The 24,347-nt window shown below is 40.8% G+C and carries 26 protein-coding genes and 1 pseudogene; 25 read left to right on the top strand and 2 right to left on the bottom strand.

Annotated elements, in window-relative coordinates:
* From WYK_RS14655 to spoIID, 13 genes and pseudogenes are all read left to right on the top strand, one after another.
* On the top strand, window positions 1–823 hold an 823-nt coding region (locus WYK_RS14655; RefSeq protein WP_040375223.1), incomplete at its 5' end, for an NADH-quinone oxidoreductase subunit C.
* Between the two features lie 3 nt (window positions 824–826).
* Window positions 827–1,927: an NADH-quinone oxidoreductase subunit D gene (locus WYK_RS14650; protein ID WP_040375222.1), complete on the top strand. Its 1,101-nt coding sequence runs from the start codon at window positions 827–829 to the stop codon at window positions 1,925–1,927.
* Complete coding sequence (gene nuoH, locus WYK_RS14645) at window positions 1,927–2,937, top strand: NADH-quinone oxidoreductase subunit NuoH (RefSeq protein ID WP_040375221.1); 1,011 nt, start codon at window positions 1,927–1,929, stop codon at window positions 2,935–2,937. Before WYK_RS14650 ends, nuoH begins: the two co-directional genes overlap by 1 nt.
* 58 nt (window positions 2,938–2,995) lie before the next feature.
* Window positions 2,996–3,418 carry an NADH-quinone oxidoreductase subunit NuoI gene (nuoI, locus tag WYK_RS14640; protein WP_040375220.1) on the top strand — a complete coding sequence of 141 codons (423 nt, stop codon included), beginning with the start codon at window positions 2,996–2,998 and terminating at the stop codon, window positions 3,416–3,418.
* Window positions 3,415–3,941: pseudogene (locus tag WYK_RS14635) on the top strand (NADH-quinone oxidoreductase subunit J). Before nuoI ends, WYK_RS14635 begins: the two are co-directional and overlap by 4 nt.
* A complete protein-coding gene (nuoK, locus tag WYK_RS14630; protein WP_040375219.1) occupies window positions 3,938–4,252 on the top strand; it encodes an NADH-quinone oxidoreductase subunit NuoK in 315 nt (104 codons plus the stop codon). The pseudogene WYK_RS14635 and the gene nuoK overlap by 4 nt, the downstream one beginning before the upstream one ends.
* 32 nt (window positions 4,253–4,284) lie before the next feature.
* Complete coding sequence (nuoL, locus tag WYK_RS14625; RefSeq protein ID WP_040375218.1) at window positions 4,285–6,153, top strand: NADH-quinone oxidoreductase subunit L; 1,869 nt, start codon at window positions 4,285–4,287, stop codon at window positions 6,151–6,153.
* A complete protein-coding gene (locus WYK_RS14620; protein WP_040375217.1) occupies window positions 6,150–7,664 on the top strand; it encodes an NADH-quinone oxidoreductase subunit M in 1,515 nt (504 codons plus the stop codon). Before nuoL ends, WYK_RS14620 begins: the two co-directional genes overlap by 4 nt.
* A 6-nt stretch (window positions 7,665–7,670) precedes the next feature.
* Window positions 7,671–9,185, top strand: a complete 1,515-nt coding sequence (gene nuoN / locus WYK_RS14615) for an NADH-quinone oxidoreductase subunit NuoN (RefSeq protein WP_040375216.1) — start codon at window positions 7,671–7,673, stop codon at window positions 9,183–9,185.
* A 231-nt stretch (window positions 9,186–9,416) separates the two neighbouring features.
* On the top strand, window positions 9,417–9,656 hold the full coding sequence (locus tag WYK_RS14610) for a DUF1146 family protein (protein WP_040375215.1): 240 nt from the start codon (window positions 9,417–9,419) through the stop codon (window positions 9,654–9,656).
* A 164-nt stretch (window positions 9,657–9,820) separates the two neighbouring features.
* Window positions 9,821–10,573 (top strand): YwmB family TATA-box binding protein, encoded by a 753-nt coding sequence (locus tag WYK_RS14605; RefSeq protein ID WP_040375214.1) that lies wholly within the window; start codon window positions 9,821–9,823, stop codon window positions 10,571–10,573.
* A 32-nt stretch (window positions 10,574–10,605) separates the two neighbouring features.
* Window positions 10,606–11,904, top strand: coding sequence for a UDP-N-acetylglucosamine 1-carboxyvinyltransferase (gene murA / locus WYK_RS14600; RefSeq protein ID WP_040375213.1), 1,299 nt, complete (start codon window positions 10,606–10,608; stop codon window positions 11,902–11,904).
* A gap of 214 nt (window positions 11,905–12,118) precedes the next feature.
* Window positions 12,119–13,153, top strand: a complete 1,035-nt coding sequence (gene spoIID, locus WYK_RS14595) for a stage II sporulation protein D (RefSeq protein WP_040375212.1) — start codon at window positions 12,119–12,121, stop codon at window positions 13,151–13,153.
* A 50-nt stretch (window positions 13,154–13,203) separates the two neighbouring features.
* On the opposite strand, the gene WYK_RS14590 is transcribed toward spoIID, so the two are convergent.
* Window positions 13,204–13,641 (bottom strand): VanZ family protein, encoded by a 438-nt coding sequence (locus WYK_RS14590; protein WP_040375211.1) that lies wholly within the window; start codon window positions 13,639–13,641, stop codon window positions 13,204–13,206.
* A 208-nt stretch (window positions 13,642–13,849) separates the two neighbouring features.
* On the opposite strand from WYK_RS14590, the gene WYK_RS14585 reads away from it, so the two are divergent.
* The 8 genes from WYK_RS14585 (at window position 13,850) to WYK_RS14550 (ending at window position 20,680) form a co-directional block, all read left to right on the top strand.
* Complete coding sequence (locus tag WYK_RS14585; protein ID WP_040375210.1) at window positions 13,850–14,692, top strand: M23 family metallopeptidase; 843 nt, start codon at window positions 13,850–13,852, stop codon at window positions 14,690–14,692.
* 510 nt (window positions 14,693–15,202) lie between these two features.
* Window positions 15,203–15,475 (top strand): sporulation transcriptional regulator SpoIIID, encoded by a 273-nt coding sequence (gene spoIIID, locus WYK_RS14580; protein ID WP_040375209.1) that lies wholly within the window; start codon window positions 15,203–15,205, stop codon window positions 15,473–15,475.
* A gap of 366 nt (window positions 15,476–15,841) precedes the next feature.
* A complete protein-coding gene (gene mreB / locus WYK_RS14575) occupies window positions 15,842–16,843 on the top strand; it encodes a rod shape-determining protein (protein ID WP_040375208.1) in 1,002 nt (333 codons plus the stop codon).
* Between the two features lie 312 nt (window positions 16,844–17,155).
* Window positions 17,156–17,989, top strand: a complete 834-nt coding sequence (locus WYK_RS14570; protein ID WP_040375207.1) for a flagellar hook-basal body protein — start codon at window positions 17,156–17,158, stop codon at window positions 17,987–17,989.
* A gap of 33 nt (window positions 17,990–18,022) precedes the next feature.
* Window positions 18,023–18,859 (top strand): flagellar hook-basal body protein, encoded by an 837-nt coding sequence (locus WYK_RS14565; protein WP_040375206.1) that lies wholly within the window; start codon window positions 18,023–18,025, stop codon window positions 18,857–18,859.
* A gap of 36 nt (window positions 18,860–18,895) precedes the next feature.
* The gene (locus tag WYK_RS14560; RefSeq protein ID WP_326238830.1) at window positions 18,896–19,165 is read left to right on the top strand and encodes a DNA-directed RNA polymerase subunit beta; all 270 of its coding nucleotides are present in this window, start codon (window positions 18,896–18,898) and stop codon (window positions 19,163–19,165) included.
* A gap of 95 nt (window positions 19,166–19,260) precedes the next feature.
* On the top strand, window positions 19,261–19,692 hold the full coding sequence (gene fabZ / locus WYK_RS14555) for a 3-hydroxyacyl-ACP dehydratase FabZ (RefSeq protein WP_040375204.1): 432 nt from the start codon (window positions 19,261–19,263) through the stop codon (window positions 19,690–19,692).
* 715 nt (window positions 19,693–20,407) lie between these two features.
* On the top strand, window positions 20,408–20,680 hold the full coding sequence (locus WYK_RS14550) for a hypothetical protein (RefSeq protein ID WP_040375203.1): 273 nt from the start codon (window positions 20,408–20,410) through the stop codon (window positions 20,678–20,680).
* Window positions 20,681–20,714: 34 nt separating this feature from the next.
* Here WYK_RS14550 and WYK_RS14545 read toward each other — a convergent pair whose 3' ends face one another.
* Window positions 20,715–21,155 carry a YwpF family protein gene (locus tag WYK_RS14545; protein WP_040375202.1) on the bottom strand — a complete coding sequence of 147 codons (441 nt, stop codon included), beginning with the start codon at window positions 21,153–21,155 and terminating at the stop codon, window positions 20,715–20,717.
* Between the two features lie 268 nt (window positions 21,156–21,423).
* Between WYK_RS14545 and ssb the strand changes: the two genes are divergently transcribed.
* From ssb to WYK_RS14525, 4 genes are all read left to right on the top strand, one after another.
* Window positions 21,424–21,786, top strand: a complete 363-nt coding sequence (gene ssb / locus WYK_RS14540; RefSeq protein ID WP_040375201.1) for a single-stranded DNA-binding protein — start codon at window positions 21,424–21,426, stop codon at window positions 21,784–21,786.
* 15 nt (window positions 21,787–21,801) lie between these two features.
* Window positions 21,802–22,113 carry a hypothetical protein gene (locus WYK_RS14535; protein WP_040375200.1) on the top strand — a complete coding sequence of 104 codons (312 nt, stop codon included), beginning with the start codon at window positions 21,802–21,804 and terminating at the stop codon, window positions 22,111–22,113.
* Between the two features lie 276 nt (window positions 22,114–22,389).
* Window positions 22,390–23,394 carry an ABC transporter ATP-binding protein gene (locus WYK_RS14530; RefSeq protein ID WP_040375199.1) on the top strand — a complete coding sequence of 335 codons (1,005 nt, stop codon included), beginning with the start codon at window positions 22,390–22,392 and terminating at the stop codon, window positions 23,392–23,394.
* Window positions 23,375–24,343 carry an ABC transporter ATP-binding protein gene (locus tag WYK_RS14525; RefSeq protein WP_040375198.1) on the top strand — a complete coding sequence of 323 codons (969 nt, stop codon included), beginning with the start codon at window positions 23,375–23,377 and terminating at the stop codon, window positions 24,341–24,343. Before WYK_RS14530 ends, WYK_RS14525 begins: the two co-directional genes overlap by 20 nt.
* Window positions 24,344–24,347: the final 4 nt, after the last annotated feature.

Here is a 24,347-nt window from a genome sequence, read left to right as displayed (position 1 = left end):
TTCTGAAAAGAGTGAAGAGCTGAGTTTAGCCGAACGAAAAGCAGCAGCCGTGGAAAAAGCAAAGGCTGCAGCGCTAGCCCGAAAGAAAGCGAAAGAAGAAGAGAAGGCAGGTTCTGAACAGAGTGAAGAGCTGAGTTTAGAAGAACGAAAAGCAGCAGCCGTGGAAAAAGCAAAGGCTGCAGCGCTAGCCCGAAAGAAAGCGAAAGAAAGTTCTCCCGACATGGAAGATAGCGAGGAGGCTGCAAAGAAAAAAGCCGTTGCTGCAGCAAAAGCAAAGGCCGCAGCCCGAGCCAAAGCAAAAGAAGTCAGTACGGATATTGACCCCACCCCAGATGCTTCACCATCGATTAATCAGCCACTATTAGATAAATATATTGCGATCATCTCACAAAATATCGGCAGCGATGCATTAGAAGATTCCTATATTAACAAATTATCAAAGGACGTTCCTACCTTAGTTGCAAAGCCTGATACATACCTGAAAATTGCCCAATATCTGAAATTCAATGAAAATTTACGGTTCGATTATTTGTCGGAACTGCATGGGACCGATTTTGAAACGCATATGGAAGTGTATGTTCATTTGTATTCTCATAAACATCACCATCCGGTTGCATTAAAGGTGAAGTTGAACCGTTCTGAACCTGTGATTCCGTCAATCGTGCATCTCTGGCAGGGGGCAAATTGGCCGGAGTGTGAAACCTATGACTTGCTGGGTATTATTTTCGAGGGTCATCCGGATTTGAAGCGAATCATGCTTGGTGAACATTGGGTCGGCCACCCGCTCCGTAAAGATTATGAACCGTATGATGTGGAGGTATAACCTATGATACGGATAGAGGAAATGCTATTAAATGTCGGTCCGCAGCATCCAAGTACACATGGGGTATTTCGACTCGTTATTAAAATAGATGGAGAAATTATTAAAGAAGCAACACCAGTGATAGGCTATCTTCACAGAGGAACGGAGAAGCTCGCAGAAAATTTACAGTATACTCAAATTATTCCCTACACCGACAGAATGGATTATCTAGCCGCCATGACGAACAATTATGTCCTTTGTCATGCGGTGGAAACCATGATGGATCTTAAGATACCTGATCGTGCTGAATATTTACGTGTCCTTTCCATGGAACTTGGGCGTGTTGCCAGTCACCTAGTCTGGTGGGGAACCTTTTTGCTGGACTTGGGTGCAACTAGTCCATTTTTGTATGCTTTTCGTGAGCGGGAAATGATTATTAATCTCTTGAATGAACTCTCCGGTGCAAGACTGACTTTTAATTATATGAGAGTAGGAGGTGTAAAGTGGGATGCGCCTGAGGGGTGGATTGAAAAAGTCCGTGATTTTGTGCCGTATATGCGGGAACAACTCAAAGGGTATCATCAGCTGGTCACCGGCAATGAAATATTTATGAACCGGGTGAAAGGGATCGGCGCCTATACTAAGGAAGATGCCCTTAATTATTCATTAAGCGGAGCTAACTTAAGGTGCACAGGTGTTAAATGGGATTTACGTAAAGACGAACCCTATTCAATTTATGATCGATTTGATTTTGATGTCCCTGTCCGTGAAAGCGGTGATGCTTGGGCAAGATATCATTGCCGGATTGAAGAAATAGAAGAATCCTTAAAAATAATCGAGCAATGTGTGGAACAGTTTCCAAGTGATGGACCGATTATGGCCAAAGTTCCGAAAATTGTTAAGGTGCCAAAAGGTGAAGGCTTTGTGAGAATTGAGTCACCACGCGGGGAAATTGGCTGCTATATCGCTAGTGAAGGAAAAAAAGAACCCTACCGTTTAAAATTCAGAAGGCCATCCTTTTATAACCTGCAAATCCTCCCAAAACTTTTACAAGGAGAGAATATGGCCAATCTAGTGACTATATTAGGGGCGATTGATATCGTCTTGGGAGAGGTGGATGGATAGTGATACAAGACTTGCTAATATCAGAACCGAGCCTCCTCAATGCAACGATTTTCCTTTTACTTGCTGTCTTGTTTTTATTTGTTGTTCTGGGCTTTGTCACGTATGCCATTCTTTCAGAAAGAAAAGTGATGGGGCTGATGCAGATGCGTATTGGACCCAATCAGCTTGGCGGGAGATGGGGGCTGCTTCAGACAGTTGCAGATGTGTTAAAGCTCTTGCTGAAGGAAGATACGATTCCAAAACTTGCTGACCGTCCACTATTTATTATTGCGCCTATTTTGGCTTTTGCTCCATCATTTATGGTGTTAGCGGTTTTGCCGTTAACGGATAAGCTGCAGTTTGCAGATATTGGTGTGGGTCTGTTGTATTATGTTGCGATTTCGGGGATTACGACAGTGGGGATTGTCACTGCTGGCTGGTCTTCTAATAATAAATATGCCCTAATCGGTGGAATGCGTGCCGCAGCCCAAATGATTTCGTATGAAATTCCACTTGTGATGTCCCTCGTTGGTGTGGTGTTACTAACGGGAAGCCTCAACCTCAATGAGATTGTTGCGGCTCAAGAAAATCTTTGGTTTATTGTTCTGCAGCCAGTCGCCTTTTTAATTTTTATCATTGCGTCGGTAGCTGAATTGAATCGCGTACCATTTGATTTACCGGAAGCAGAGTCTGAACTGGTAGCAGGCTATTTTGTTGAGTACTCAGGCTTCCGCTGGGCGATGTTTATGTTAAGTGAATATGTCTATATGTTTGCTATGGCCTCCCTGACCACTGTATTATTTTTAGGAGGCTGGAATTCTCTTCCGTTCCTGGGCTTTATTCCAGCCGCTGTTTGGTTCGCCCTTAAGTTCAGCGCAGTTGTTTTTCTATTAATCTGGATAAGAATTACCCTGCCGCGATTACGATCAGATCAGCTGATGGAGTTTGGTTGGAAGGTGCTTCTGCCTATAGCACTTGCGAATATTATGGTAACTGCTATATTAAAAGAGTTGTTTCCCAATATATTCTGAGGAAAGAAACTGGATATGTAGATATTCGCCAAAAACAAGAAAAGCGAGGGATTTGCACATGATTGGTTTAGCAAAAGGATTGGCTTATACGCTGAAAAACCTAACGCGAAAAAAAGTAACCTATGCATACCCGAATGAACCGCTGCCGCTTCCTGATCGTTTTCGAGGCATCCAGAAGTTCTATCCAGAAAAATGTATTGTTTGCAATCAATGCGTGACCATATGTCCAACAGATTGCATCCAGTTGACAGGAATTAAGCATCCCGATTCTTCTAAGAAAGGTAAAAAAATTATTGATACGTACGATATTAATTTTGAAATTTGTATCTTGTGTGATCTTTGTACAGAAGTGTGTCCGACCGAAGCCATTGTCATGACCAATAATTTTGAACTGGCAGAGTATAGTCGGGATGAGTTATTTAAAAACTTGGAGTGGCTCGATGAAAATGATGAAAATATTCGGAAGGTGAATAAGGTATGACTTTTTCTGGTGAGATTCTCGCATTTATCATTCTTGCGCTAGCTGCCATACTTGGTGGTGTTTTATTGTTAAACCTGACTAAGGTCGTTCATATGGTAGTTGCGCTAGTCTTATCATTTCTTAGCATTGCCGGAATCTTTATTCTGCTTTCAGCTGAATTTGTTGCTGTTGTGCAGGTTTTAATTTATTCAGGAGCTATTACGATTATCATGCTGTTCGGGATCATGTTAACTAAGCATAATGATTCAGAAGCAAGCACAAAAAAAACCGTTGGAAACACGGGGTGCTGCTGCTTGCCATAGCAGGCTTTGCTTATGCCGTGTATATAGGAATCTATAACCTGGATATAGCGAGTCAGGAAAGTACCTTACATGAAAATAATACAGAGCAAATTGGCGTGGAACTTTTTTCAAAACACGTTATTCCGTTTGAACTTGCCTCAGTGGTTTTGCTTGTGGCACTTGTTGGAGCAATAACATTGGCAAAGAAACCGGATGATGAAGAAGAGGGGGAAAGCCAATGACGGAGGTACCTCTATCTGCTTACCTTGTTCTTGCACTTGTTCTATTTTGTATCGGCCTATATGGTGCGTTAACAAAACGTAATACGGTAATTGTATTAATTTCGATTGAACTCATGCTTAATGCTGCAAATATCAATTTTGTTGCCTTTAGCAGGCTTGGCGTAACACCATCGATAACTGGACAGGTCTTTTCTTTATTTTCGATTACCATAGCAGCTGCAGAAGCGGCCGTAGGATTGGCCATATTGATGGCTTTATATCGCAGGAAGAAAACCGTGAATATTGACGAAATGGATACGTTGAAGCATTAGTTAACGGTCTATGAAAGGGGGCATACACACCGATGATGGAGAATGCATGGCTTATACCGCTGATTCCACTGTTTTCTAGTGTTATTCTGCTTATATTCGGCAAACAGCTGAGAGAGTCAGCGGCCTATATCGGGATTTTGGCGGTACTCGTATCCTTTATCTGTTCAGTCATTGTTTTAGTTGAGCGAATAGATGCACCCACCTATAAACAGGAAATAGTCTGGCTTGTAACGGGTGAGGTGAACATAACGGCAGGCTTTGAAGTGACAGCACTGAATACGTTGCTGCTGGTTATGGTTTCGCTGGTCAGCTGTCTCGTACAAATCTATTCAAAGGGTTATATGGAAGGGGAAAAGCGTTTTTCCATTTTTTATACGTACCTCGGATTCTTTACCTTTGCCATGCTTGGACTTGTCCTTTCGCCCAATTTATTACAGCTGTATTTCTTCTGGGAGCTGGTTGGTCTAGGATCATTTTTACTGATTGGCTTTTATTTTTATAAAAAAGAAGCCAAAGAGGCAGCTAAAAAGGCTTTTATTATGACCAGAATTGGGGATCTTGGTTTATTGATTGCGATTATCCTTTTATTTTGGAAAACGGGCAGTTTTGACTTTCAAGAAATCTTTAGCAGCATTGGAGCTGGAGAGATATCAGGAGGAATGTTAACGCTTATTGCGCTGTTACTTTTCGCAGGAGCGGTCGGGAAATCAGGTCAGTTCCCCCTTCATTCATGGCTCCCCGATGCAATGGAAGGTCCAACGCCTGTTTCTGCATTAATTCATGCAGCGACAATGGTTGCGGCAGGTGTATATTTAGTCGCAGTAACATTTCCAATCTTTTCAGCGAGTTCTACAGCTATGGAGACAGTAGCAGTGATAGGCGGATTTACAGCGATTTTTGCTGCATCTATTGCCCTGGTTCAAAAAGATATTAAACGGATTCTTGCGTATTCAACAATCAGTCAACTTGGATATATGATGCTTGCTTTAGGTACTGCAGGGTATACGGCAGGAATCTTTCACTTGCTCACACACGCTTTCTTTAAAGCCCTGCTGTTTTTAGCCGCGGGCAGCATTATTCATGCTATACATACACAGGATATTTATAAAATGGGCGGGTTATGGAAAAAAATGAGGCTGACAAGTCCCTTATTTTTAATTGGTGCTCTGTCAATTTCAGGTGTGCCGCTTTTATCAGGGTTTTTCAGTAAAGATGAAATTCTCGTATCGGCTTGGGTCAATGGAAACTTTCTTTTATTCTGGATTGCTATGATAACAGCCTTTTTAACTTCATTTTATGTCTTCAGGCTCTTTTTCCTTATCTTTACGGGCCAGCCTAAGACTGAAGTTGTCAGTAAGGAATCACCTTTTTCAATGGTGCTGCCTATGGGCATATTAGGCATTTTGGCTGTCTGCTCAGGATATATCCAGACTCCTTGGTTTGGAAGTTATTTAGGAGAGTTTCTGGTTAAGGGCAACAAATTTCTCCTTGTGCCTGCTCATTCAGAAGGACCTGCATGGATTATGGCGGCAGCGGCAGTCTTTTCTCTTTCAGGCATCCTGCTAGCTTATTTAATCTATGTGAAGCAGACCATTTCCCGAAACTTTCTTATTAAAGAAGGATCATTTATCAATACTACCCTTATCAATAAGTACTTTATCGACGAAACGTACTACTTTACAGTTGGAAAAACAGTAAAGGGACTGGCTCTTTTCTGTTCATATATCGAACGCTTTGTTATAGGAGGATTCGAATGGGCAGTAACAGGAACCATTCGTAGTCTTGGTTCGGCTGGGGCTAGGCTTCAATCTGGTCAAGTGCAAGTATACGGTGTGGCCGTATTCGCGGGTTTAGCGGTCTTAGTCATTATCTACGCGCTGACAGGAGGGTTAATTAGATGACATTCCTGCTCTCAGTTCTTGTTTTTTCGCCTATTTTGGGAATTTTACTGCTTCTACTCACATCCAAACAACATGAAAGTAACCTGAAGATGTTTGGCTTTATTGGAACAGTGCCGCCTCTGTTGGTTTCCTTGATTCTTTATCAATACTATGCAAGCGGGGCTTCTCTGGCTGATTTTACGATAAAGAATAATTGGATACGATTTGGGAATCTTTCACAGTATGATGCGAAATTATTTACAGTTGATTATGAACTGGCCATTGACGGCTTTTCGCTTGTTTTAGTTTTGATGACGGCTTTGCTAACATCTCTTGCTGCGTTCGCCTCACACAGCATTAAGAAAGAATGGAAGGGGTATTTTGTCCTGCTTCTGTTTCTAGAGATTGGAATGCTTGGTGTATTTACGGCTCAAAACTTGGTGCTCTTTTTCCTCTTTTTTGAACTCACCCTGATCTCCGCCTTCTTTTTAGTCGGTAAATGGGGATTTGCAGAAAAAGAAAAAGCAGCATATAGCTTTTTACTTTATAACGGGATTGGTTCAGCCATTCTCCTAATCGTGATTATGATTCTTTTCGCCCGTGCAGGAACCACGAATATTCAAGCGTTAACACATATCATTACAATTGGCGGTGTGCCGACTATTGCTCCTATCTCCGCAACCATGAAGTATGCCCTGTTAGTCGGATTAGTGGCAGCTTTTGCTATTAAACTGCCAATCTTTCCAATGCACCGCTGGATGGTTATGGTACATGTTGAAGCCCCAACCCCAATCGTGATGCTTCATGCAGGTGTGTTGTTGAAAATAGGGGCTTACGGGATGATCCGCTTCGGAATGGGAATCTTCCCTGAACAATTCAAATCTGTTGCTATTTACTTAGCGGTGCTTGGTGTAATTAACTTTCTATATGGAGCGTTTATGGCGTTCATTCAGACAGACTTCAAACGAGTATTAGCGTACTCTTCAATTTCACATATGGGAGTTGTGTTGATCGGGCTTGGCTCATTACAAGCAGCTGGAGTTCAGGGAGCTGTCTTTCAGGTTGTGTCGCACGGATTAATCGCTGCCCTGTTATTTTACTTGGTGGGAATTATTCAGGAAAAGACGGATACCTCACTCATTTCAGATCTCGGAGGCTTGGCTAAAACCGTCCCTCGATTATCAGGATGGCTCCTCGCAGGCTCATTTGCTTCCCTTGGTTTACCGGGGATGTCCGGGTTTGTCAGTGAGTTTTTGGCTTTCTTAGGATTATTTAAATCCGAACCATGGCTTGCTGCAATTGGTTCAATCGGTATCGTTATGACAGCTGTCTATATGCTTCGAGCCGTGCTGGACATAACCTTTGGCAAAGAAAAAGAAAAATATGAACATCTTACAGATCTTAATTGGCTGCAGCAAATCCCAGCAGGTATCCTCCTGCTCCTGATTGTTAGTATTGGGGTATATCCATCTCTTCTCGGAGAGCCGCTGCAGCGTACACTCGATGCAATCATGATCGGGATAGGGAGGTGATGAAAATTGGATCTTCAGACCATGCTGAATTATCACTGGGAAGCCATGATACCTGAGTTTATCATCCTTGGTACAACTGTGTTACTAACGCTTTTAGATTTATTTTGGCCGCCATATATTAAACGAAGAAGGCTTGCGTGGATTGGATTAATTGGAATTCTCCTATCCTTACTGTCCCTGCTAGCGGTATTGCCGATAGAAGTGGTCAGTATCCTCGATGATTCATTTAGACTTGATTCATTTGCAAAAGCCTTTAAAATGCTTTTACTTGTAGGTGCAGCGTTTGTGATGCTGCTTGCCGAGAGCTATGAACCCAAAGAGGGGATGAAGGAACAGCGCGGAGAATTTTATTATTTGTTCCTTACAGCCTTACTTGGAGCCATGATTATGACGTCGAGCGGAGATTTAATTACTCTGTTCATCGGTTTGGAACTTTTGTCGATTTCTTCTTATATATTAGCGGGAATACGCAAGCATCATACGGCTTCCAATGAAGCGGCAATGAAGTATGTAATCAGCGGAGGTATTTCGACAGCGATCACTTTGTTTGGGATGAGCTATCTTTACGGGCTGACTGGCTCTACAAATCTCAAGGCTATGAGTATCATTATGAAGGAAACCGTCGATACCCAATTTCTTTACTTATTCGGGCTCGCCTTTTTCATGGTCCTTGTTGGGTTATCTTTCAAAATTGCTTCCGCACCCTTTCATATGTGGGCTCCAGATGTTTATCAGGGTGCACCAATACCCGTCACCGCATTTTTAAGTGTAGTGTCTAAAACAGCTGGATTTGCTATTATTCTCCGAATCTTGCTCAGTTTGTATCGAGAAGTATGGGGAGACGCAGTCGGTGCGTTCAGCTTTTTTGAAAGTAATTCCATTTACATTGCCTTTTTGGCAGGCATCACGATGATCATAGGGAATGTAGTTGCCCTAAGGCAGCGAAACCTAAAACGGCTTTTTGCTTATTCGAGTATTGCCCACGCAGGTTATTTATTAGTAGCATTTGCGACATTGGGTGGTCAATACTTCCTATTCGACACGTTTTGGTTTTATTTACTCGCTTATTTGTTTATGAATTTAGGTGCTTTTGCAGTCATTCAAGTTGTTTCAGGCAATACAGAGCAAGAGGGAATTGACATGCTGACTGGCTTATATCAGCGCTCCCCGTGGCTGGCTGTGGCAATGGGGATCTCTATTCTGAGTCTGGCTGGAATACCTGGTACGGCAGGGTTTATTGCCAAAGTATCGATTTTCCTCGGAGCCTTTGCTGTAGATCCAGGTTTTTATGTACTCGCCGCAATCATGGCTGGAACAACCGTGATCTCGTATATCTATTACTTTGGCATTCTAGTTCAATTATTTCTCAGATCGTCGATCATACAAACAAAACCTAAAGTACCCGCAGGGATAAACATTCTTGTAGCTGTCTGTGTCCTAATGACCATTTTGTTCGGTCTTGCACCGAACATTGCATTAGATTTTTTTCACCAGCATTTTGGTGATTTACTCGATTTTTAATAACAAAGACGAAACCTACAGACAAGACGCTGTAGGTTTTTTTTGTGAATAGAGAACTGAAAAGGGGAGAAATAAAAATAGGAGAATCTGTATTTTGTATGTTCGATCTTCGTGGTGTATAGTGGGAAGAGTGGGTAAAGAGATAATTCTGAAGAATTTTCCTTTTTTATTCCAAATTCACATGAGTAATGTGATAGAATGGTAATCGGGTGTCTTTTTAGGAGGGATTTAATGTTTTCAGTTCTTGGACAACAGGCCTTGATTGGAATTACAGCACACCTGTTTTTCATTGCCATTACTTGGTGGGCACTTCAAGCCTTGAATTTTGATAAATTGTTAAGATCAAATTCGGTGCTGAAGGCAAGAGTACTTTATATCCTGCTAACCATTGCCATTGGATCAACTGTCAGCAACTTCTTTTTGGATTACCTAGGCTTTTCAAATCAGCTGCCGTTTTTGTATAGCAACTAAGAACGTATTTATTTTTTCTCATTGCTTGTGAAGAAAGTAACGTAAATGTCTTATTTTAGAAAAAACGTTCATGAGTATCAAATTTTGTCAGTAACTGACGATAAGTACTAAGTATGCCCTCCCACTCTATGGAAAAACTAGAGATAAGGAGAGGGGTAATAAACATGTCTAGTAATATAAAAAAAATGTTTTCATACATAGTGATACTTGGTTTGATAGCGATGTTGTTTGGGAATAGTACGATTATGGCCAAGGATAAAACGGACATAGTTACAATGACTGAATTGATTGAGAAAGAAGAAAATCTCACTATTGAGTCGTGGTCAGTCTATGCTAGGGAAAGAACGTTGAGTATTAAAGACCAGCATAGTTTTGAAAGTGAAGTGAATAAGCTCAAAGCTGATTTCCCTTTATTTATCTGGAAGCATGAGAACAACGCCAGTGGTTGGAAGGCGATTGGAACATATACGAATGCTGAAACGAAAAACAAAGAAATTATTAATTTGATGTCTACCCGCGAAAATAACCAAATGGTAACGTATATCATATATGAGGTTAAGGGCAGTCACTGGGATCACGAAGCCAAATCTTTTTTCACAACTACATTTGAAAAAAGAACGGATGACATATTTCGTGAAAAACCGCTAATTTTTTCTTGTATTCAAGGGACAATCAGTGATACTATGGATACGGTTTTAACCTCAGAGATAACAAGGCTGTTAGGTGTATTTAAGGGGAAAACAATCGAAAGCATGAAAGAACCAAATTTCATATCAGTTTCAGGACAAACCAGCTTGTTTGATCAATACCTGGAAAAAAAACATCATTTGAATTTGCAACTTGCCTTGAGAACAGAAGGGTTGAGTGGAAAGACTACATTTGTAGTCGGCACACCAATCGTAACGTTTGAATATTAATATAGAGAAAATGGACGCGGAGGGGAATACTTTTGGAAAATATCATCGTCCGCGGCGGAAAAAGGCTTAGCGGTACAGTTAAAGTAGAGGGAGCAAAAAACGCCGTTTTGCCGGTTATCGCTGCAACATTATTAGCAAGTGACGGGAAAAGTATCATTAAAGACGTGCCGACGCTTTCCGATGTATATACAATAAATGAAGTACTGCGCAATCTTAATGCAGAGGTTGCCTTTCAAAATAATCAAGTTACTGTAGATGCATCTAAAGATTTATTAGACGAAGCACCGTTTGAATATGTAAGTAAAATGCGTGCCTCAGTTCTAGTAATGGGATCTTTATTGGCTAGAAATGGCCGCGCTCGTGTAGCACTACCTGGAGGGTGTGCAATCGGTTCACGTCCTATTGATCAGCATTTGAAGGGCTTTGAAGCAATGGGAGCCCGCGTTAAAGTTGGAAATGGCTTTATCGATGCAGAAGTAGACGGACGTTTGAAGGGTGCAAGAGTGTATCTTGACTTCCCAAGCGTTGGAGCTACTGAAAACATTATGATGGCAGCAACACTTGCTGAGGGAACCACAGTCCTTGAAAACGTTGCGAAGGAACCTGAGATTGTCGATCTTGCTAATTTCCTGAATAAAATGGGTGCAAGAGTAAAAGGCGCAGGAACTGGAACAATTAAAATTGAAGGGGTTAAACAGTTATTTGGAACAGAGCATGCGATTATTCCTGACCGTATTGAAGCCGGTACCTTTATGGTCGCTGCTGCAATAACAAAGGGAAATGTTCTTGTTCAAGGAGCTGTCCCTGAACACCTAAGCTCGTTAATTGCCAAAATGGAAGAAATGGGCGTAGAAATTCATGAAGAAGAAGATGGTCTGCGCATCATCGGGAAAGATAACCTAAAAGCGGTTGATATTAAAACAATGCCGCATCCAGGTTTCCCAACTGATATGCAATCACAAATGATGGCCTTGTTATTACGCGCTAAAGGAACAAGTATGATTACTGAAACTGTTTTCGAAAATCGTTTCATGCATGTGGAAGAATTCCGCCGCATGAATGCTGATGTGAAAATTGAAGGACGTTCTGTTATTTTGAATGGTCCATCTAACACTCAGGGAGCTGAAGTTGCTGCTACCGACCTTCGTGCAGCAGCTGCGTTAATTCTAAATGGTTTAGTAGCTGATGGAATCACACGTGTGACTGAATTGAAGCATCTTGACCGCGGATACGTTAATTTCCATGGTAAATTAGCTGCTCTTGGTGCAGAAATTGAACGTGTAAACGTAGAAGCACCTGCAGAAAAAACAATTGCCGATATGAACGCATAAGATAATTTACTAGTTTCACAAAAGACCAGCTCACTCATGTGAGCTGGTCTTTTGTTATGTTTACAGACATATTTATACGGCCTGCCCCATATAGTTGTAGTGGATAAAAAAACGTCTCTTGGCCAGAAACCACTTGTCTTAGGAGGGGAGAACGAATTGTTTGGTCAAGGACACTATGTAATCACTACAGGTTGTATAGGGAGGCATATGGATATTGAAAGCATTTAAACCGATGGTCAATCTATTCTTAGTAGTAGCGTTTGTAGTTATAATCATCCCAGCCGTACTTGTACTTCCCTTTTCATCAGATACTTCAGACGGAAAACTAGCGGAGAACTTAAATGAACAGAAAACCGGTGAAAAGAAAGCCAAAAAAGTCGATTCTGCACCAGAGATTGACGTGGCTGTCTATCGATCATCGATGGAGAAAATTCAAGACATTCCACTAGAGACCTATTTGGTAGGGGTAGTTTCAGCAGAGATGCCCATAAAATTTGAATTAGAGGCATTAAAAGCACAAGCTTTAGCGGCAAGGACATACATTGTGAATCAACTGGTCAGCGGGAACCGATTAGGGGTGCCTAAGGGAGCGGACGTTACAGATACGGTCCTGCACCAAGTTTACAAGGACGATGCCGAACTAAAGAAAGCCTGGGGAACGAACTATTCAAAAAACCTCAAAAAAGTAAAAAATGCAGTCAAACAAACGGAAAGTCAAGTATTAACCTATAATGGAAAACCGATAACGGCCACCTTCTTTTCAACAAGCAATGGGTATACAGAGAACTCAGAAGATTATTGGAGCAGTCCGTATCCTTATTTAAAAAGTGTCTCAAGCCCTTGGGATAAAGAATCACCAGAGTTTCACCATAAAACAGTTATTCCTCTTGCGAACTTTGAAAACAAGCTAGGCGTTAAGCTGCCAACAGGAGAGACCGTAGGATCGGTGAAGAGTCGAACTGCAGGGAAACGAGTAGCAAGTGTTGAAATTGGAGGAAAAAAACTGACTGGACAGCAAATTAGAGAAAAATTAGGTTTGTCCTCTACGGATTTCACCTGGGAGCGCAAGGGTGATCAAATTGTTATATCTACGAAAGGCTATGGCCATGGAGTCGGAATGAGTCAGTATGGAGCAAACGGTATGGCTGAAGAAGGAAAAAACTATAAAGAGATCGTTCAATACTATTATCAGGGTGTTAAGGTCCAATCATCCGCCACTATGCTCAATACAGTCACGGCTAAAAAATAAATCAGTGTATCGCAAAGACCCTCCACACGAATATGTGGAGGGTCTTTTATTTATGCGTCGCGCAGCTTTTTAGGCAGGATTCTTTCAATAACCGTTAAAAATCCTCTTTGGTGCTTAAAATAATGATACTGAATATGAAAATAAACGGCCAACACACCGACAATGTCCTTTATTGCGTCTATGAGGGTGGCTGAGCGGGCGGGAACAAAGGATTGATGGAGTTCATCAATGATTCCGTAAAGCCCTGCAATAATCGCTGCAGTTAAACTGGCAGCGGCTGTGAGCTTATGATTAGCCGCAAGAGCCACAACAAATAATACATAAAGAATGGCGAATTCGATTAGATGAAGAGCTTCTTTGATGAACCGGTCTGTAGCAGAGGAAGGCAAATCAAGAATTAAATCATCAGGGTTACTAGACATATACCAAATGAGCGCCATATAAATAAATGGAATAATTGAAAGAACAATACGTAAGAATGATTTCATTTTAAAAAAACTTCCTTTACGAGTCAGATTAACAATAGTTTATCAGGAAAAAGTGGAAATGGGAATTTCTCTTTTTGCATAAAAAACACCTGGTAAAATGTTCTATGCATAAATATAGACAAGATAACAAAAAATAAATCTAAAAAAAAGTATGAGATAGGTATAGAATCTCTGGAATCTGTTCACAATGATTGCAGAGGTGATTTAAATGAGAGAGGAAGAAAAGAATACTTCTCAAAAATCTAGATTCCAACGAATACTAAAAAAACGTTGGACAATGCCAGCTATTTATCTTGCAAGTGCCGCTATTATTTTGTCTGCTGTGTTTTGGTATCAAAATAGCGATAATCAAACTGCAGAAAATGGGAAAGACAAAGAAACGGCAGAAACGGCTAAGGACTTTAATCAGCCTTCCGTTGAGGTAAACAGCAAACTTGAATCTATTAAGATGCCAGTAGCCGACGCTTCAGCCACGGTCATTAAGAAAAATTTCTATGATAAAAATGCTGACAAAGCAGAACAAGAAGCAGCACTCGTTTATTACAACAATAGATATGAGCCAAATAAAGGAATCGATGTAGCTGCAAGAGATAACAAAGCTTTTGACGTCGTTGCTTCCATCAGTGGTGAAGTAACAAAAGTTGAAGACGATTCTTTAAATGGAAATCTTGTTGAAGTGGAACACGAAGATGGTGTAGTGACTCGATATCAATCCATTCAAGATATCGAAGTGAAAGTTGGAGACAAAGTGAAGCAAGGTGAAAAACTTGCTGTTGCTGGACAAAGTCTAATTAATGAAGACGCTGGTGTTCATGTACACTTTGAAATCCGCAAAGACGGTGTAGCTGTTAATCCAATCGAGTTTATGGATAAACAACTAACAAGCATTCCTTCAGACACTAAAGCTGAAAGCAATGACAGTGACAAAGGTGCTGTACCCGCAGATGAAAACACGGAATTAGAAAAAGGGACAGATATCCCTGATTCAGACAAAACCGATGATCCAACAAACCAAGATGAAGAAGATACAACTGGTAACCAAGATAATTAAAATAGATCAAAACGAACATGTATCCCGCATGTACAACAACTGAGAGAAAGAACCTGTCTGGTAATAGGACAGGTTCTTTTTTTTGTTTTAGCATCTCTACTTAGAAATATGGTCTAAATTGAACAACTGGTCAAATAGACTAAAGAAAGGAGGATAGATACCCTCATTTGGGCTATAAGTAAACAACATTCCTTTTTTGCTAATAGTTTACAAATTTCTCGGGAAATAGTTGAAATGATGTCGAATACGCTATGAAAAAATAGAGATATTAATTTAGTTTTATAAGACCTTGTCCTTATTGCCCAAATCGTGCATATATCGTTAACCAAGCTAATAAACTGAAACAAACCCGTACATTGAGAGTGTTTGAGGTGAGGAATCGTTTAATACAATTGATAAATCCAGTTGAAGTGTACGTTATTGATAATTATTGAGGCAGCGATTGTTTTTATAGTCGGAAGCGAATCTCATTTCACACTTCTCACATCCAATTTGGGGAGGTCGAGTGGTGTGCACGATTACATCAAAGAAAGAACTATCAAGATTGGTAAGTATATCGTGGAAACAAGGAAGACGGTTCGCGTTATCGCGAAAGAGTTTGGGGTATCGAAGAGTACAGTTCATAAAGATCTGACAGAAAGGCTGCCTGAAATTAATCCCGAGCTGGCCACATTGGTAAAAGATATTCTTGATTATCATAAATCGATTCGTCATTTACGGGGCGGGGAAGCAACTAAGCTGAAATATAAGCGCTCAGATCGAGAAGAAGAAATTGTAAAGTGAGGCGGTGAAAGACTGAAGAGAACAAACTATGTCCAAGAAAAACCGGAACAGGCAAAGTGATTTTCTTTTATGTGGTATCTTTAAATGGGAACACTTAGAAAAAAGTGTTACTCTCTAAAGAGACTACAAAGGAATTTACAGCCGATACCGGTTTTTTGTTTTTCATACACATAAATGGGCGATTTAGGAAAGACTCATCAAAAGAAGAGTATACAACAATCCCAATAAACTAGAAAATATATAAATAAATGACAATTTTCGCCGTTTTTTTAGATTCCTACTTCTTCTACACTATACGGTGTGATAAAATAATTAATTAGGACAGAAGTTGGTTTTTTTTATGAGGATTCAAGGAGGATTTATAAAATGTTTGCTAGAGATATTGGAATAGATCTTGGAACAGCGAATGTTCTGATACATGTTAAAGGTAAAGGAATTGTGTTGAATGAACCGTCGGTAGTGGCGATTGATAAGAATACAAATCGTGTTCTTGCAGTAGGAGAAGAAGCCCGGAAAATGGTAGGACGTACACCTGGGAACATTGTTGCTATCCGACCTTTGAAGGATGGAGTTATTGCTGATTTTGATGTAACAGAATCAATGTTAAAGCATTTCATTAATAAATTAAATGTAAAGGGTTTCCTTTCGAAACCAAGAATTCTAATTTGCTGCCCGACAAATATTACATCTGTTGAGCAAAAAGCAATCAAAGAAGCTGCTGAAAAGAGCGGCGGTAAGAAAATATTCCTTGAAGAAGAGCCTAAAGTCGCAGCAATTGGCGCCGGAATGGATATCTTCCAGCCGAGCGGGAATATGGTTGTTGATATTGGTGGAGGTACAACGGATATTGCCGTACTTTCAATGGGTGATATCGTTACCTCATCTTCAATAAAAATGGCTGGAGACAAGTTTGATAATGAAATACTGAACTATGTCAAACGCAAATACAAGCTGTTAATTGGTGAACGTACTTCAGAGAATATCAAAATACAAGTGGCAACCGTTTTTCCTGGTTCCCGTAATGAAGAAATTGATATTCGCGGACGTGACATGGTATCCGGACTTCCTAGAACAATTACGATTAACTCTGTAGAAATTGAAGAAGCACTTCGTGAGCAAATAGCTGTCATTGTACAAGCGGCTAAGAGTGTGCTTGAACGGACTCCACCTGAACTTTCTGCTGATATTATCGACCGCGGTGTCATTTTAACAGGCGGTGGAGCATTGCTGCACGGGATTGATTTACTGCTTGCAGAAGAATTAAAAGTTCCTGTACTTGTTGCAGAACAGCCAATGGACTGTGTAGCAATCGGAACAGGTATTATGCTTGATAATATGGACAAGCTGCCAAGACATAAATTCGGATAACATTACGATTGCACAAGGGTCCTTACGGATTCATTAGTCATCCAACACCTTCCTTGGTGGGGATCTGCTAATGGATCCAGGACCCTATTTGAATAGCAGTTGCTTTCATCACTATTCCTTTACCATTAACTTTCTTTTCTTACGATGTCTGTCCTGTTTAGAAAACATCTATTCATATTTCTTTTGTTTCGATAAACTTCATCTGCTAACTGCCGATATGTATAGTAGAGAAAAAAAGAATCGGAGAAGAATGTAGTCAAGTTACGATTCCATACCAGAGATAAATTGGTCTAAGAAAAAGGAGTGAATGGGATGTTAAGAGGGTTCTACACAGCAGCTTCCGGAATGCTTGCACAGCAGCGCCAAACCGAAATGCTGACAAATAATCTGGCTAATGCAAACACTACCGGGTTTAAAGCAGATCAGTCTAGCATACGATCTTTTCCTGAAATGCTTTTGCAGCGGATGGAAAGTAAAACGGTAGCAACAGATAACTCCTTACAATTACCGATCAATAAAAATGTTGGTTCAATAAGTACTGGAGTGTATGTTCAGGAAGTAACGCCGTTATTCTCACAAGGAGATATTCAGGAAACCGAATTAAAAACGGATATCGCTCTGATTAACGGATCGATGCCTGCGGATGCAAACGGTAAGATGGGAACGGTCATGTTCGTTGTAGAAAACAGCAGCGGTGAAATGCGTTATACGCGTAACGGTAATTTTACTCTTGATGGAACAGGGTTTTTAACCACATCTGAAGGGAATTACGTTTTAGATCAAAATAATGAGCGGATCCAATTGAACAGTGATGACTTCACCATTGATCAAGACGGCAGTATATCGGAGAACAATCAAGCTGTTGCCCGTTTAGGCGTTGCATTTGCTGAGAACCCTGATTCACTTGTAAAAGAAGGTGGCGGCTTATTTCGGGCTGCTGAGGACGAATTAACGGATGCCTATACTGAAGCAGAAGTTTCTTTTACACTCAATCAAGGTGTCATTGAGGGCTCAAATGTTGATGAATCACAGACGATGACAGATTTAATGGCAGCGTATCGTTCATTTGAAGCGAATCAAAAAATGCTTCAAGCCTATGATCGCAGCATGGATAAAGCAGTTAATGAAGTTGGTAAGCTAGGCTGATAACCGCCAACGTAAGAAAAAAGGAGAATGGCAATGAATCGTATGATGATTACAGCAACGAATACACTAGGCCAGCTTCAGCATAAGTTGGATAGTATCGGCAATAATATCGCGAATGTCGATACAACGGGTTTTAAGCGCAGCGAAACCAGCTTCAATGATTTGCTTGTTCAACAGTTCAACAATATGGGGGATAAAGCTTCAGAAATAGGCAGACAGACGCCCAACGGAATCCGCCAAGGCAATGGTGCTAAAATGAGTCAAGCGCAGCAGGTGCTTACACAAGGTACGTTAAAGTCAACGAGCCGTGATTTAGATGCGGCATTTACGAAGCCGGATTTGTTTTTCACGGTACGTACGGAGGATGAAAAGGGGATAAGTACTGCCTATACAAGAGATGGTGCTTTTTACCTGACACCCACGGGGAACAGTGATGAATTGAAGCTGGTTACTGGGGATGGAAATGCAGTATTGGATGAATATCAAGATCCAATTATCATTACCGGCAGCCTTAAGGACCTTGTTATTTCAAAAGATGGTCAGTTATCTGCAGCTAAGGATGATGGCAGTATTCAGACATTCAATCTAGGAGTTGTCTCAATAAAGAAACCACAATTCATGGAAAAAATCAGTGGGAACTTATTGAGTTTTCCAGGTGATTTAAACGTTCAAGAAGATGAAGTTTTCGACACGCTGAATGGTGGCCTGCGTGAAAAGATTTCTCTCACACAAGGCTCACTTGAAAATTCGAATGTGGACCTTTCAAAAGAAATGAGCGATTTAATAAATGTTCAGCGCCAGTATCAATTTCAATCGAGAGCGATTTCAATGGCTGACCAAATGTCCGGCTTAGTAAATGGAATTCGGTAACTGGTTTCGAACTACCAAATTGATTAAAAGGAGCTAGTGCCAATCAGTATGGAAGAAAAAACGATGACCCGAGAAACATATAAAAAAGAGCTAGAAGCTCAAAAAGAAACGAAACCAAATAGGCGCATTAGAATCCGACTACTGCCGATTTGGCTGAGGGTTTTGATTGTCGTGTTTTTAATTGTATTAGCCGTTACATTAGGAGCCATGTTTGGATATGGAGTAATGGGCGGCGGAGACGCTATGGAGATTTTTGATAAATCGACCTGGACTCATATTCTCGATCTTGTCAATAAAGAGGAATAGTGATATAAGCCGCTCTAAAGGCCGTATGCCTTTTTTGAATGTCAGTCTCTTTCATGGTATTCTGAAAGTGAAGAACTGACTGAGGAGGGATATTTATGCTTGATATTATGGAAATAAAGGAAATTATACAGCATCGTTACCCATTTTTATTGGTTGATCGAATACTAGAAGTTGAAGATGGAAAAAGAGCAGTAGGAATCAAGAATGTGTCAGCTAACGAACCATTTTTCAATGGACACTTTCCGAGTTACCCAGTAATGCCGGGTGTACTAATCGTCGAAGCATTAGCCCAAGTTGGAGCAGTGGCTATGCTCCGTCAAGAGGAATACAAAGGACGTCTCGCATTCTTCGCTGGAATAGATAACTGCCGTTTTAAAAAACAAGTTGTACCAGGTGATCAGCTTCGCTTAGAAGTAGAAATTACTCGAATCCGTGGTTCAGTAGGGAAAGGCAAAGCCATTGCTACTGTAGACGGCGAGGTTGCCTGTGAAACAGAAATTATGTTTGCATTTGGCGATAAAGAATAAACTACATAGTAGAAAAAGACGAGCTGTGAAGCTAGTCTCAGTTTGTAGACAAAAAGGTGCGGAATGGTTCATTCCGTACCTCTATTGGCGTTTTAAACACATTTCATGGAATTTTCCCTGCTTATCAAGGCAACTAAGTCTCTAATAAGTACATTGTATCTGCTTTCAGGATTACTTGTGTTCACTTTAATAATCTTTGATTCTTCCTGTTCGAACGGATTCGGAAAGAGTTTTCTTCGTAATTCCCCCGATTTGAATTGATCTCCACCTAAATCTGCTCTTGGGTAGCACGTGTTTTCATTTGAATGGAGGACTAAAATCCAAATTAAATTTAGAAAGACCGTTGATTGGAGTGTTGGCGTGAAGACTCATGCGGGAACAGCGGGACAGGTGAGACCCCGCAGGAGCGTAAGCATTGATGCGGCTCAACCGCCCGCCCGCGGAAAGCGAAACGCCTGGAACGGAAATCAACAGCCGTATTTTAAAAACTAAAAATGAAGACTGTAGACAAGCTGTGAAGCTGTCTATTTTTTTGTTAACTCCGGATAATCTGTACTAAAAGGGAAAAAATAAGCGAAACCACTTCACCATTGTTCTACAGAAATTGGCTAAAATAACCGTATTAATTGCTGCAAGATAATTAGAATGTCGGGCAAACTAGCTTCAGACCCATGTAGTTTGTGGATCAGAAAAAGTAGAAGGGAGTTTTGATTGGATGAATAAAAAACTGCTTAGTGTAATCGGGGGATCTGTCCTATCAGCCATGCTATTGACAGGGTGTGGAAATGACGACGACACAAATAACCCGCCGCCAGAAGATGATACGATTCAGGAAGAAAATAACAATGATATGAATAACACAGATGACGATCTAAATACAGACACAAACGACAACGAAGTTGTACCAGATGTGAATGAAGGCGTCGATGATAATGGTGGAATAGGTAATGATAATGATGTCTTAGATAAAGATGACGACAAAAAATAACGAAAAAAGGCAGAAGCTTTCGCTTCCTGCCTTTTTATTTTTTAAAGGAAGGGACAACTTGCGGACGTGAACGGAGTTTTTCTTTAAAATGTTCAATCAATTCATTGCCGACAATACCTTGCTGTATGAGATCCTTTAATAAAAGTTCCGCGTATTTACTTCGCGACTTTTGCAGGTGACCTTCGAAAAGTAAACTGACATGACCATTGATTGGTTTAATTTTTCGTAAAACGGTCTTCATGAAAGCAGGATCATTATCCTTTTTGGTGATCACGGCCTGAATCATAATTTCTTGATTAATTTCAGGAAGGGCATCTTTGATTTTATTAAATCCCTCTTCTGTAAGGAAAGACTCAACGATCCATGTGTTGTTATCATCCTCTTTATTGATAATTAATCCATCGGTTAACTCAACGTTAACCAACTGATTATCCTCTGAGATTAGCTGAACCGAAATTAACTTAAATGATTTCATAAAAGACCTCCGTTCTGCATCCTTTTTTTGTAATTATAGCATAACCGAACGCAAGCAATCTCATTAAGAAGCAGGACTTTGCGAATTTTTTAAAATTTTTGAAAAAAGTATTAAAATGGCCGGCTGTTATCGCTTTTGGTCGAATAATGATATTTTAAAGGAGTTAAAAACTGTTTTTTGCATTCAAAAAGCGAAATGAAAAGATATTTCAGCGATTTTACCAATAATTTACGTTCAAGTAAGATAAGATCAGAAAGGAGTTGAACAGATGATTAATCAGGTAACGATTGTAGGGCGTCTGACAAGAGATCCAGAACTCAAGTATACCCCGGAGGGAAAGGCCGTTTCGAATGTAACTCTTGCAGTAAACCGTAACTTTAAGAATCATGTCGGTGAATATGAAACGGATTTTGTACAGTGTACACTCTGGCGTAAAACGGCAGAAAATACGGCTGAATATTGTCGAAAAGGTTCATTAATTGGAGTTACCGGCCGCATTCAAACAAGAAATTATGAAAATCAAGAAGGGAAAAAAATTTATGTAACAGAAGTAGTTGCAGAAATGGTCAGGTTTGTCGGACCAAAGCAGGCTGAAAGTAAGCCGCAAGAGTTTGAACACATCGAATTATAACTGGAGAGTGAGTGTATGAGAAGGATGGAGCCAATTACTCCAGAGGATGAAAAGATCGGCAATCGAATGGAAACTTCGGTATTTTTCCCGCCTAAACAGCGCATTGAAAGAGTGGAACAAATTACTGGAGACCTCATTAGTTTTATCGCAAAAACCCAAGTGAAGACGACGAATTTTGAATATCAGCTAGTGCAGCTGGAGATGATTGCAGCCCGGTTAGAAACAAAATATAAAGTATTAATAAAAGAGAATGCTGAGATTCTTCAAAGACTTGAAAAACTGGAACAAAGAGTGGACGAACTAACCAGTCCTGCCCTTATTCTTTAATAAAAAATTTCCCCGCTTGATGTGTGTCCTCTGTTTCCCCGCAACTCCTCATGGTGCAGTCAGCACAAAGAAAAGATAAAATCCACTTGAAATGGCTGCTCCCGGCAGCCGTTTTTCGTTATATGGCAAATATATCTTTATTTTATAGATATTAACACTTATAATACTATTCAATATATATAAAATATTCAGAAATATTATTGTCTATCTGTAAAAATAATGGGATAATGACAATATGAGGAAATAACGTAGTCATCAGGAGAAAGGAGCCGATAAATGAAGAGTCCAATTATCGAAGTTAAACAGCTTAGGACAAGCTTTCAAACCGATGATGGGTCCATTCCGGTCGTTAATTCAATCGACTTTCATGTGTCGCCAGGCGAAGTACTGGGAGTTGTTGGGGAATCCGGATGTGGGAAGAGCGTCACCTCATTATCCATTATGGGCTTAGTCGATGCTCGAACAGGCAAGGTTGAAGGAGAAATTCTATTTAAAGGAGATAACCTTGCGGATGCCTCCGAAAAGAAAATGAGAAAAATCCGGGGAAACGAAATCGCCATGATTTTTCAGGAGCCGATGACAAGCTTAAATCCGGTTTTTACAATCGGACAGCAGCTTACTGAATCGCTTCGTGTACATAGAAAATGGGGAAAGAAACAAGCTGCTGTTAGAGCAGTTGAAATGCTTAAATTAGTTGGCCTCGGTCGTGCGGAAGAACTGCTGAAACAATATCCGCATCAGCTTTCCGGGGGGATGCGACAACGGGTAATGATTGCAATGGCCATGATCTGTGAGCCTGAGCTTCTAATTGCCGATGAACCAACAACAGCACTTGATGTGACGATTCAAGCCCAAATTCTTGAATTAATGAAGGACTTAAATAAGAAAACGGACACGGCGATTTTAATGATTACCCATGATCTAGGAGTAGTCGCGGAAATGTGCCAGCGTGTCATTGTTATGTATGCCGGTAGAATTGTAGAAGAAGGCGATGTCCGTTCTGTCTTCCAAAATCCACTCCATCCCTATACGGTAGGGTTAATTCAGTCGATTCCAGATATGCGTGTGAAAAAGGACCGGCTCTATTCAATTCCCGGCAATGTACCGAAGCCAGGAAGCCAAAATCTAGGCTGTCAATTTGCTCCGCGGTGCGCCCATGCCATGAGTCGTTGTATCAGTGAAACGCCAGCCTTAACCAATCATGAAAATGGGCAGAAAGTCCGCTGTTGGCTATATGAAGACGGGAAGGGAGCCGGCATCCATGACTCAGCCATTAGTTAAAGTAGACAATTTAAAAATGCACTTTCCAATTAAGGGGGGCATGCTTGGAAAAACCATTGGCCAGGTTAAAGCGGTGGATGGCGTGTCATTTTCGATTAATAAAGGAGAAACCCTTGGACTTGTCGGAGAAAGCGGGTGCGGGAAATCAACGACGGGCAGAATGTTGCTGCGGCTTCTTGAACCGAGTGAAGGAAAGGTTTACTTTGAAGGCCAAGATATCACCAATCTATCTGCTTCAGAGATGAGAAAGCTTCGCCGTGAAATGCAAATGGTGTTCCAAGACCCTTTTGCTTCCCTTAATCCTCGCCATACGGTCGAGAAAATTCTCGAAGAACCTTTGATTGTACATGGTATGAAGGATAAGAAAGAACGGAAACGAAGAGTCAAGGAACTTCTTGAGGTTGTAGGCTTAAGCAGCTATCATGCAAAACGCTATCCGCATCAATTCAGCGGCGGTCAGCGGCAGCGAATCGGGATCGCCCGTGCACTGGCTGTGAATCCCAAGCTGATTATTGCTGATGAACCCGTATCAGCACTTGATGTTTCGATTCAATCACAAGTATTAAACCTCATGCAGGATTTGCAGAAGGAATTTGATTTGACCTATCTCTTTATTGCACATGATCTTGGGGTTGTTCGTCATATTAGTGACCGGGTAGGTGTCATGTACCTCGGGAATATGGTTGAAATTACGGAGAGTGAGAAGCTTTATGAAAAGCCTCTTCACCCTTATACACAAGCCCTGTTGTCTGCTGTCCCGATTCCCGATGTTACCTATCAAAAGGAACGAGTTGTTCTTCAAGGTGATGTGCCAAGCCCTTCAAATCCGCCGGCTGGCTGTCCATTCCATACGCGTTGTCCTCAAGCGATGGAAGTTTGTTCATCCGTAAAACCTGTTCTGCAAGAATATGAATCTGGCCATTATGTAGCTTGTCATTTATATGAATGACTGC

The organism is Peribacillus psychrosaccharolyticus ATCC 23296 (assembly GCF_000305495.1).
GTDB classification, from domain to species: Bacteria; Bacillota; Bacilli; order Bacillales; family DSM-1321; genus Peribacillus; species Peribacillus psychrosaccharolyticus.
The sequence above is the reverse complement of the archived record's forward strand: the minus strand, read 5'-3'. Positions and strand labels throughout refer to the sequence as shown.